General features: G+C 32.3%; 9 protein-coding genes. All 9 read left to right on the top strand.

Features of this window, described 5'->3' with window-relative positions:
- Nucleotides 1–3 precede the first annotated feature (3 nt).
- The 9 genes from PBOR_RS31860 (at nucleotide 4) to rfbB (ending at nucleotide 11,642) form a co-directional block, all read left to right on the top strand.
- On the top strand, nucleotides 4–801 hold the full coding sequence (locus PBOR_RS31860; protein ID WP_042217975.1) for an ABC transporter permease: 798 nt from the start codon (nucleotides 4–6) through the stop codon (nucleotides 799–801).
- A gap of 16 nt (nucleotides 802–817) precedes the next feature.
- Nucleotides 818–2,113: an ABC transporter ATP-binding protein gene (locus PBOR_RS31855; RefSeq protein ID WP_042217973.1), complete on the top strand. Its 1,296-nt coding sequence runs from the start codon at nucleotides 818–820 to the stop codon at nucleotides 2,111–2,113.
- A complete protein-coding gene (locus PBOR_RS35855; protein WP_052429726.1) occupies nucleotides 2,103–4,436 on the top strand; it encodes a methyltransferase domain-containing protein in 2,334 nt (777 codons plus the stop codon). The genes PBOR_RS31855 and PBOR_RS35855 overlap by 11 nt, the downstream gene beginning before the upstream one ends.
- On the top strand, nucleotides 4,414–5,463 hold the full coding sequence (locus PBOR_RS31845; protein WP_042217971.1) for a glycosyltransferase family 4 protein: 1,050 nt from the start codon (nucleotides 4,414–4,416) through the stop codon (nucleotides 5,461–5,463). The genes PBOR_RS35855 and PBOR_RS31845 overlap by 23 nt, the downstream gene beginning before the upstream one ends.
- On the top strand, nucleotides 5,456–6,562 hold the full coding sequence (locus PBOR_RS31840; RefSeq protein ID WP_042217970.1) for a glycosyltransferase family protein: 1,107 nt from the start codon (nucleotides 5,456–5,458) through the stop codon (nucleotides 6,560–6,562). Before PBOR_RS31845 ends, PBOR_RS31840 begins: the two co-directional genes overlap by 8 nt.
- 25 nt (nucleotides 6,563–6,587) lie before the next feature.
- On the top strand, nucleotides 6,588–8,084 hold the full coding sequence (locus PBOR_RS31835) for an ArnT family glycosyltransferase (protein ID WP_052429725.1): 1,497 nt from the start codon (nucleotides 6,588–6,590) through the stop codon (nucleotides 8,082–8,084).
- Nucleotides 8,085–8,133: 49 nt separating this feature from the next.
- Nucleotides 8,134–9,138: a glycosyltransferase family 2 protein gene (locus PBOR_RS31830; protein ID WP_042217967.1), complete on the top strand. Its 1,005-nt coding sequence runs from the start codon at nucleotides 8,134–8,136 to the stop codon at nucleotides 9,136–9,138.
- A 330-nt stretch (nucleotides 9,139–9,468) separates the two neighbouring features.
- Nucleotides 9,469–10,386 carry a glycosyltransferase family 2 protein gene (locus tag PBOR_RS31825; protein ID WP_042217966.1) on the top strand — a complete coding sequence of 306 codons (918 nt, stop codon included), beginning with the start codon at nucleotides 9,469–9,471 and terminating at the stop codon, nucleotides 10,384–10,386.
- A 233-nt stretch (nucleotides 10,387–10,619) separates the two neighbouring features.
- Entirely contained in the window at nucleotides 10,620–11,642 is a 1,023-nt protein-coding gene (gene rfbB, locus PBOR_RS31820) for a dTDP-glucose 4,6-dehydratase (protein WP_042217964.1), read from the top strand.
- Nucleotides 11,643–11,646 lie beyond the last annotated feature (4 nt).

Here is an 11,646-nt window from a genome sequence, read left to right as displayed (position 1 = left end):
ATTATGACGTTATTTAATTATACCCTCAGTATTATTAAACAAAGAAACATGGTTAAAGAGCTTGCTAAAAAAGACTTTAAAGCTAGGTATCTTGGATCAACGTTAGGGAGCTTTTGGGGTTTTTTTCAACCGATTTTATTGATTCTAATTTATTGGTTTGTGTTTCAAGTTGGGTTTAGAAATAACCCTGTTGAAAATGCACCGTTTATTTTATGGCTTTTAGCGGGTATTGTTCCATGGTTTTTCTTTTCTGAAAGTTTGGCGTCAGCTACCACTTCAATTGAACAAAATAGTTTTTTAGTAAAAAAAGTAGCGTTTAATACGTTCTTGTTACCTGTTGTTAAAATTGCGTCGGCATTAATAGTTCATATTGTATTTATCGCGTTGAGTTTAATAATTTATTACTTTTATGGTAGACCCATAGATTTATATCAGTTTCAGATATTTTATTATTCATTTATTTTATTTCTTTTTCTGACTGGACTATCTTGGGTTGTATCTGCACTTAATGTTTTTTTGAAAGATGTTGGGCAAGTGGTGAATATTATATTGCAATTTGGTTTTTGGCTTACACCAATATTTTGGTCGTTCAATCAAGTTCCTACTAAATTTCATTGGATATTTAAATTAAATCCTATGTATTACATTGTGGAAGGTTATCGAGATTCATTGATTAATAAAATATGGTTTTGGCATCACTATAACTTAACCATTTATTTTTGGTTAATCACTGGATTTCTTTTGGTAGTTGGAGCTAGTTTGTTTAAAAAATTGAGTCCCCATTTTTCAGATGTGCTTTGATTTGAAAGGAGCTATTATGGCAACCCCAATAATTAAAATCAACCAACTTTCTAAGGTGTATCGAGTTTATAATACTCCTGGAGATAGATTGAAAGAAACATTAAGTATAACTAAGAAAAAATTTTCATCAGATTTCCATGCACTTAATAATATTTCATTGGTAATAAATAAAGGAGAAACAGTGGGTATAATTGGTAGGAACGGATCGGGGAAATCGACTTTATTGAAAATATTAGCACAAGTTTCTACTCCGACAACAGGTAGTGTTCACATTCAAGGTTCTGTTTCAGCAATATTAGAACTAGGTGCAGGCTTTAATCAAGAGTATAGCGGATTAGAAAATATATATTTAAATGGTACGATCCAAGGGAAGAATAAGGAACAAATGAACAAAAAACTAAATGATATTTTGGCATTTGCAGATATTGGTGATTTTATTAATCAGCCAGTTAAAACATACTCGAGTGGAATGTTCGCTAGATTAGCTTTTGCTGTTGCAATTAATGTTGAACCAGATATTTTAATTGTTGATGAAGCTCTAGCGGTTGGAGATATGAAATTTCAAGCGAAATGCTTCAGGAAGTTTGAAGAGATGAAAACCAAAGGAACTACTATTCTGTTTGTAGGACATGATGTATCTAGTATTCGTAAATTTTGTGATAAGGCTATGTGGTTGCATCAAGGTAAGTTAGTTGCTTTTGGTGATACACTGGGCGTGACAGCGGAATATATGGAATTTATGAATTCAGAAGAATCAGAACAGCCTGATATTAAAGCACTTGATGAAGAGGGTTTGTCAGATGTGGAACCTGCTGAAATGTTTAGTGAAATTAAAATCGATGCAATAAATCGGTGGGGATCTCACAAAAATTCAATAAAGAGTGTGGCTTTAATAAACGAAAAGGGAAGATCCACAACAGTGTTTCAACATGGTGAGACGGTTAGGATCATTCTTAAATTTACCTTGCCAGAAAATATTGATTTATTGCATTTCAGTGCAGCCATCTCGATTAAAAATACAATGGGACTCGATTTAATTGTGTTTACTACTCATGATGAAAAAAATACTATATTTGAATCAACATCTAATGAGATTGAACTGACCTTTGAATTTGTTAATTATCTAACAGAAGGCGATTATATTCTCGTGGCTGCACTGGAAAATCGTAAGGGAATACAACCAGAATATTATGATTTTATAGAAGGGGTAGCATACTTTAAATCGATTGCGACAAAGCAACTCTTTGGAGTAGTTCATACACCCTATCGTATATTGTTGAATAAAGAGGTGAACCTAACAAGTGGAAAATGAATTTACAGTGAATAGCAAAGAGTACTGGGATACTAGATTTGAAACGAATTGGGATTCCTATTCAGGAAGAGAACAAACACTATATTTTGGGGGTATTGCTATTGAAATGCTTCCTGATTGGTTTAAGAACGTTTTATCAGAGGGGGTAACGTTTGCTGATGTTGGTTGTGCAGAAGGAGACTGCACGAATTTCTTCTCCAAATTATTTCCTAACACCGATTTCACAGGTATTGATTTTTCTGAATCAGCTATAAGGAAAGCAAAAGAATATTATCCAGAACAAACATTCATCCAAGCAGATATTAAATCTATTGATAAGAAATTCGATGTAGTATTCTCATCTAATACTTTAGAACATTTCATTAACCCATTTGACATTATTAGGGATTTATTTAGAATATCTTCCCAATACACTGTGGTATTAATTCCCTTTCAAGAATATGAAAGATTCAGCGAGCATTTTCATACTTTTGATTATAAGGATTTTAATGTTGAATATAATGGTTTTACTGTTGTTTATGCTCAGGAATATGATTGTTCAATAAAAGAAAATATTTTTTGGGCTGGAAAGCAACTTTTGGTGATTTATGAAAGAAACCAAGAAAATCAGAAAAGAAAGAAAGATGTAACTTTAAAAGATTATATAAATTCATTAACTTATAACTATAGTGATTTAAAGAAAGAATTGAAAGGAATTCAACTTGAAAACACTTCTTTAAAAGAGAACAACAAGAAACTTGAAATTAATTTAAATCACTTAATAGAAACAAACAAAGAACAATTAGCATTGATCCATACTAATATAATTAACACAGATAAACTTAACGATGAAAAAATTAGATATATAGAACAAGTGAATAGCCTAGAAAATGAATTGAATACTTCTATTTCGCAAAATTTAGCCTCTAAAGAAAAGTTGGATTTTTTCGATAAACAAGAAAAATGGTTGATAGCAGAAAAGTATAGATTAGATACTGAGATTAATGAGATTAAATCTTCAAATATATATAAAATATCTAGAAAATATTACAAAATTAGGGATAATGTGCCGATTGTAAAACATGTTTATAAAGGTTTGCGGATTTGGAAAAGACATGGTTTTTATGCATTGTGTCGGCAAATTAAACATAAAATCACTAAACCAACACCTCAAAACAAAGTGAATAAAAATATTGAGACATTGTATAGCAATATTAATGAAAAATATCAAGAAAATAAAATAAATGGCCTCTTTATTATTCCCTCAGCTTTTGAGTTTGATGAATTATACAATCAAAGAACAATAAATTTGGCGAAATATTCATCTAAAGATAATAAAGCAGTTTTATTTGTTGTATGGCAGTGGAATAAAAATGAAATAATCCCAGGTGCATTTAAAGAAGTGTATCCAAACGTCTTCCAAATACCTTTGTTTGAGTTTACAGAAAACATAGAGAAGCTGCAATTAATGAATGAAATAAGTAACAGAAAAGCTATATTAAACATACCTTCGGAACAATGGAATACCGCTTTATATCGTATTAAAGAACTAGGGTATAGTACTATATATGACATTATGGATGATTGGGAAGAGTTCAACAAAGTAGGACAAGCTGCTTGGTACAATAAACAGTTAGAGGAAGAAATGATTATCAATGTGGATAGTGTTGTAGCTGTGTCCCCTCCACTATCGGAAAAGTTTAGTTTTTTGCGGACTGATATTATATGTATTGGTAATGGCTATTACGATGACTTATTGGGAGAAAACAATAAATATATCTCCAGAAAAAATAATACTTCTAATAAAATAACGGTCGGATATTTTGGTCATCTGACTGAGTCATGGTTCGATTGGCAATTGGTGGAAAGTATGCTTAAAAATGAGAAGATTTTTGTTGAGATCATTGGATACGGCGCTAAAGAAGCTACGATCAACAATCTCAAAAAATACTCTAATTTTAAATATATTGGAAAAGTTGAACCGAAAAATTTATATAAGTATATTCAAAATTGGGATATAGGGATGATACCTTTTAAAAAAAGTAAATTATCTGAAGCTGTAGATCCAATAAAAATTTATGAATATATTTATTTTGGATTAAAGGTAGTTGTAACGGGAATTCCACATCTTGAGTTGTTTCCAAATACATTATTATATAGTGATGAAATCCCGATAGTTGATTTTATTTATAAAGTATATAAGGATCCAATAGAAAATAATGATCTGGTTGTTGAAACATTTCTGAATGAATCCTCTTGGGATCAACGTTTTAAAAAGATGATGGAATACAAAAATATCTATAACACGGAGATATATCATTATGAAACAGCTAAGAATTCTTAATGTATATAAATGGGCGACAATGGGCGGGGTAGAAAGGGTATTTCTAAACAGAGCTCATGCGTTTAAAGAATACAATTGCCCCGTTATATATGATATTTATTTTATGTATGATAGTGGTGGGTTGACACAATTTAAAGATTATATTAAGAGGAATGAGTTAGATAGTTTTATTCAAGTGGTTGACTCAATCGATGAAGAAAAGTACGACTTTATTTTTTCAGTTGATACACCTGAAATATTTGACATGGTTAAATTAAATGAGAAAGTATTTATAGAATGCCATACTGCTTACAAAGAAAATCGAGCATATATTCGCAAATTACCTCAGAATATTGCTGGTATCATTGTTCCAAGCAATCATTTTAGAAATATTTTAATAAAAGAAGTTACTAACAGCCATACAGATATTGTCTTCAAAATTTCTAATGCTGTAATTGCACCTACAAATAAAAGTGAGCATTTCGTACGGATATGGAATAAAAAGCCGATGCTCTATTTGGGAAGAATGGACAAACTTAAGAATGTAGAAGAGGTTATCGAAATTTTTTCTCAATATAAGCAGAATATTGATGATGACATGATTCTAGTACTAGTTGGTCATGTTATTAAACATGAACTAGATTTAATTTCATTACTCGATAAATATCAAGTTAGGGGGAGGACTATTATTATGCCCCCTATTGCATTTGAAAATGTTCATAAAATTTTTGAGATGGTTAGAAATCATAGAGGGGTATTTATATCTTCATCAACGCAAGAAACTTTTGGACTTTCTGCTGCTGAAGCGATATGCAGTGATATACCAGTGATATTATCAGACATAGTGGCTCACAATGAGCTTGTTTCAGGTGATGATGAATTTTTATACACTATCGGAAATATAGAAGAAGCGGTATCTAAGTTAGCAGAAGTTAATAGGCACTATAATGATTATCAAATAACATTAAAAAACCACCAATCTAAACTGCAATATAATCAATTCATAGAGGATTGGAATAATCTTATGAGTGGTAAGCAATATGGTTAAGATTGCATATTTAATGCATATAGATTGGAATTGGGCAAAACAGAGACCTCACTTTATTGCCGAAAAATTATCAGAGGTCTATGAGTTAGATCTGATATATATAAAACAAGTTGCAAATAGTAGCAGATATAAAAAGCAAAAAGTTAGTAAAAACTTAAACGTGTTAAAATTAATGAAACTTCCTTATTCTGGAAGGAATAAGTGGTTGAAAATAGTCCAAGATAGATTGAATCAGAAAATTTTAGACATCGACTTTTCTTCGTATGATTTAATTTGGGTGACTTCACCCATTATATTAGACTTCATTGATGCTGATAATATAAATAATTGTAAGGTTATTTATGACTGTATGGATGATTATCTAGAGTTTTTTGAACATCAGAAAGACATCTATAAGCACAAGCAATTGGAAGAAGAATTGGTTAACAAGTCGGCTATTATTATTACCTCATCAAGTACATTAAAAGATCGTCTTCAAAGCCGTTATGAAAATATTATTAATACAAAAGAAGTATATGTAATCAATAACGCACTTAGTCAAAAATGGTTAAGTAAAAGAGATGATTACCTCAATATTCACACTACATATAATAAAAATAGAAATTATGTAATTGGATATATTGGCACAATAAGTGATTGGTTTGACTTTGATTTACTTAAGTATATTCTTTCTAAAAATGAAAAAATTGAATTTAAACTTATAGGCCCTAGCACCGTGAAAAAGATTACGCATCCACGGATTATTTATGTAGGTGCAGTTAGCCATGATTCTCTAGCTTCTTATATAAAAGATGTTGATGCATTTATAATGCCTTTTATTGTAAATAGGTTGATAGAGGCTGTTGATCCAGTCAAGATGTATGAATATATTTTGTTTAACAAACCTGTATTCTGTATAAGGTACCCAGAAGTAAAGAAGTTTGAAGAGTATGTATATCTTTATGAAGACAAGGATGAAATTTTAGAAGAAATAAATAAAGTGATGAAAGGACCACACGAAACTAAAGAGTCATTTGAATACTTGAAAGAAAATACATGGAATGAAAGGATTAATGAAATAAAAAAGGTAATCATTTTAGCTTTAAAATTGGAGGAGTAATTAATTTTATGAAAGTAGGTAGAATATGGACTCTTCTGATCTACGTAATTTAAAAATTGGTGTAGTATTAAAGCAAATATTATTATTTATAGCGTTGGTCTTTATTTCCTTTATTGTTTATTTTACATTAAGAGCAACTACTCCGTATGCAACAAGCCACACTGGTACTTACTATCTTTCTTTTTTGTTTGTCCCAATTGTATATATTATTTCATTTATTTCAAAAAAATATTATCCCGAATCTAAACAGTTTATATTAATTATTATTATGTTGAGTTTCACAATCAGATGGATGTGGATATTTACAATAGATTCAAAACAAATATCTGATTATTCCCTTTTGTATGACTCTGCTTTGAAATTATCTAAAGGCGATATGTCTTATCTTTCGTACCCATATTTCCAAAGTTGGACGTATCAACTTGGTTTTACAATGTATCAAGCCGCTATTATGAAGTTGTTTGGCAACTATGACATAGTGTTGAAGCTTCTTAATGTTGTGTTTTCTACAGGGATATGTGTACTGATATACAAAATTGCGAAAATTATTTTTAATGAATTTACTGCAAGAATTTCTAGTTTAACATATGCCTTATTTATTCCTAATATAGTATTGAGCTCTGTTTTAACTAATGATCATTTATCTTCTTTTTTGTTTTATTTTGGATTTTATTTGCTTATTAGGAATAATAAGTTAAATTATAAAACCTTTATAATATCAGCAGCATTAATTAGCTTAGGAAATCTTATTCGTCCAATTGGCGCGTTGGTGATTATAGCCGTTATTCTATATGTGTTGATCTATTTATATTTAATGAAAAAAAATTCATTTATTTATCTTTCAAAGTTAATATTTATATTCATAATTAGCTTCTATAGCGTGTTTTATATAACTAGTTATATAGCAATTGGAGCAGGATTTTCAAATTCGCATTTGACTAATCACGAGCCTATGTGGAAATTTGTGCTTGGTATGAATTATGAAACAACTGGTTCATATTCGAACTCGGACTATGAAGAAGTTATTAAGTATCCGCTTGGAAGAGAACGTGATGAGTTTGAAAAAAAGATAGTAATAAATAGATTGAATGAAACCGAAAAAATCCCTGGATTGTTGATAAATAAAATCGGGAATATGTGGGGAGAAAGTGACACCTCGATTTATTGGAGTCTTAGTGAATCAGGGAAGCCTCAATTATCGGCTTCACTTATTGTTAGTTCGCAGGTAGTTTATTTATTAATTTATATTTTTTCATTTATTTCTATTATCTGTTTGATGTTCAGTCGTAGAGAAAATAATAAATATATATTTATTTTGTTACTTGTATTAGGGTATTTAACTATTCACCTATTTATCGAGATACAGACAAGATATAGATATTTCATTATGCCTGTGCTAATTATATTTTTTGGTTACTCTCTTAGCTTTATAAATAAGTATTTTAGTCAAAAACTTAAAAATATCAATTTAACTAAAACAATTGGCTTGAGCTTGAATACAAAGAAACGAGAGTCTAATTAGTGTATTTTATAAATAATCAAATTTCGCTTCGTTTAGGAAGGGGTACGTCGTGAAAGCTCCAATATTATATATAAGCATACCTTGTTATAACGAGGAAGAAGCTTTAGCCAAAACTATTGATCACCTTTTAGTTGTAATGAATAATTTAATTAATAGTGAGTTAATCTCAAAAGAAAGCCGATTATTATTTATTGATGACGGAAGTAAAGATCGTACATGGGAGGTTATAAAAAGTAAACATCAAAGGGAAAGAATGGTTCTAGGACTTAAACTTTCAATAAATTCAGGCCACCAAAAAGCATTATTATCTGGATTAATGTTTTCCAGAAAGTTTGCTGATTGCGTAATTTCTATGGACGCCGATTTGCAGGATGATATTTGGGTAGTTAAAGACTTTGTAGTTAAATATCTTGAGGGCTTTGAGGTTGTATATGGTGTTAGAAAGAGTCGTGACAAAGATACATGGTTTAAGAGAGTAAGTGCGGAGTCATTTTATAAGTTAATGCTCAAGTTAGGGGTACCTGTCATTTTTAATCATGCGGATTACAGGTTGTTAAGTTCTAGAGTGCTAAATCATTTGAACGAGTTTAAGGAAACTAATTTGTTTTTAAGAGGAATTATCCCTTTGATAGGATTTCGTTCATGTACTATTGAATATGATCGTAAGGAAAGAATTGCAGGTGAGTCAAAATATCCTTTGAAAAAAATGTTGGCATTCGCTTGGGACGGAATCACATCATTTAGCAACAAGCCAATTCGTTTAGTAACAACGGTTGGATTTATAAGCTTAGGGATAAGCGCTGCAGTTGGATTGTATGCATTATTCTCTAAATTAGCAGATCATACAGTTTCTGGGTGGACCTCAATAATGATATCTCTTTGGTTTATTGGTAGTATTCAACTATTAGCTTTAGGGGTTATAGGAGAATATATTTCAAAGATTTATAGTGAAGTGAAAAGACGTCCACTCTATATTGTTGAGGAATATTTGACTGAGTCAACAGAATTTAAGCTGGATATTGAACCTACATTAATTAGAGAATTACGTAAATGACTAAATCCTCTACATTATAGGTTCGGCTAGTATTGGGGGAGATAGCCAATAGCTCTCTGAATTTGCTTAGTAAAGACAAGATTAGAACGTAAATCGGCGATTGTTTTATCTGCTTTTATAAACTCCACAATTCCCAAATAATTCAACCGTACAAATGGATTACAGAGTTACAATCTTGTCGAAATGCACTAATGGAGGCCGCTGCTTTTATCGTAGTGGTCTCTTTCTTTGTAGTCCAAATAATAATTCACATTAGATTTAATTGCTCTATAATCTAACATTGAAGATAAATAATAATCTTCCACAACTCATTTAAGTAGGGTGAAAAAATTGGAGAAAGTTCAAATTCTCATGTCGACATTTAATGGCGAGGCATATATCGAAGAACAACTTCAAAGTATATTTCAACAAACCTATCATAATATATTCATCCTTATTCGTGACGATGGTTCAAGCGATAACACCGTACCAATAATTCAAAAATTTATGGGTTTGTACCCCGGCAAGTTCCACCTCATTAAAGGGAGTAATGTAGGGGTGATCCAAAGTTTTTTTGAATTACTGAATTCAACTGAATTAGATGCATCATATTTTTGTTTTTGTGATCAAGATGATGTTTGGATGAATGATAAAGTTGAAAGATCGGTACAGTACCTGCATTCATGTCATACTGCTGGAATGTACTGCTCATCTACAATGCTAGCAGATCAAAATCTTAGTCCGATTAAAGTATGGCCAATTCCTCCGAAAAAGGATCCAGACTTCTACAATGCTATAGTGCAAAACATTGCTGTAGGTGCAACCGTGGCTATTAATAAAGCAGCAAGAGACATAATCGTCTCTAGAAAAATTAATATAAAAAACCTTCAAATGCATGATTGGTGGATTTACATATGTATATCTGCATTTGGTAATGTATTTTATGATGAGCGACCGACGATTTATTATAGGCAGCATAACAATAATGTTGTTGGTGGTCATAGAAGCATTCTACATGAGTTCAGGAATAAGTGGAGTAGCTTTCGTAAGCATTCGGGTCATAAGCTTTTAAAAAAACAAGCAATTGAATTCAATAGGCTCTATATGAATTTATTAGATGATGAAAAAAAAGACCAGTTACATCTATTCATTCAAGAGCGAAAGTCAATAAAAGAGAAGTATCAATTCCTTCAAAAGTCAAAGTTATATAGGAATTCGTTTTTAGAAGATCTGCTTTTTAAAATTCTGATTTTAATTGGGTATGTCTAGTTTCAAGAAGTATATGCTCTATTCTCTGTTAAGTATAAATACAAGGATTTCTTAATATATTAATTCATGGAACGGACTAACTTCAACACCTAAAGTATTCATTTTAAGGCTAATACCATTATCCACAAAATAATTACAGCATATAATGATATAACCCGATATTGAAGTGAAAATATTCGTTGTTGTGCTAAACTTAAAATTATAAATTTCATAAAAATAAAGGTGGTCAACAAATGAAACTCCTTGTTACCGGCGGAGCCGGCTTCATCGGCAGCAACTTCGTAATATATATGCTGCAGCAACATCCTGATTATAAGATCGTCAACGTGGATGCGTTGACTTACGCAGGGAATCTGGAGAACCTGAAATCGATTGAGAATCATCCTAACTATACGTTCGTCAAAGCAGACATTACCGATGTGGCGGCGATGGATGCGCTGATCGGTGACGGTGTGGATGTAGTGGTTAACTTCGCTGCTGAGTCTCACGTAGACCGGAGTATTCTGGAGCCGGAAGTGTTTGTGAAGACGAATGTGCTGGGTACTCAAGTACTGCTGGATGCAGCTAAGAAATACAGTATAACTAAATTCGTGCAAGTCTCCACGGATGAGGTCTATGGATCCCTTGGTGCTACAGGTTTGTTCACTGAAGAAACGCCGCTTACACCGAACAGCCCTTATTCCGCGAGCAAAGCGGGCGGGGATTTGCTGGTTCGAGCTTATCACGAAACATTCGGATTGCCGGTTAATATTACGCGTTGCTCCAATAACTACGGTCCTTATCAGTTCCCGGAGAAGCTGATTCCGCTTATGATCTCCCGTGCGCTGGCTGATCAGGCGCTGCCGGTATACGGTGATGGATTGAATATCCGTGACTGGTTGTATGTTGAAGACCACTGCAGTGCGATTGATTTGGTTATTCATGAAGGTGTTAACGGTGAAGTGTACAACATCGGCGGCAATAATGAACGGACAAATGTGCATATCGTGAATACCGTACTTCAGGAGCTGGGCAAGCCAGATTCGTTAATTTCGTATGTTCAGGACCGTCCTGGACATGACCGCCGTTACGGCATAGATCCGGCTAAAATTACGAACGAGCTAGGATGGAAGCCAAAGCACACGTTCGAAACCGGCATTAAGGAAACCATTCAGTGGTATTTGAATAACAAGGATTGGTGGACCCGTATTCAGTCCGGAGAATACCAGAAGTATGCCGAACTCCAGTACGGCAGCCGTCTGGGGGATTCACTGTAATGGC

Origin of the sequence: Paenibacillus borealis, assembly GCF_000758665.1 — a bacterium.
Taxonomy (GTDB): domain Bacteria; phylum Bacillota; class Bacilli; order Paenibacillales; family Paenibacillaceae; genus Paenibacillus_AQ; species Paenibacillus_AQ borealis.
The sequence above is the reverse complement of the archived record's forward strand: the minus strand, read 5'-3'. Positions and strand labels throughout refer to the sequence as shown.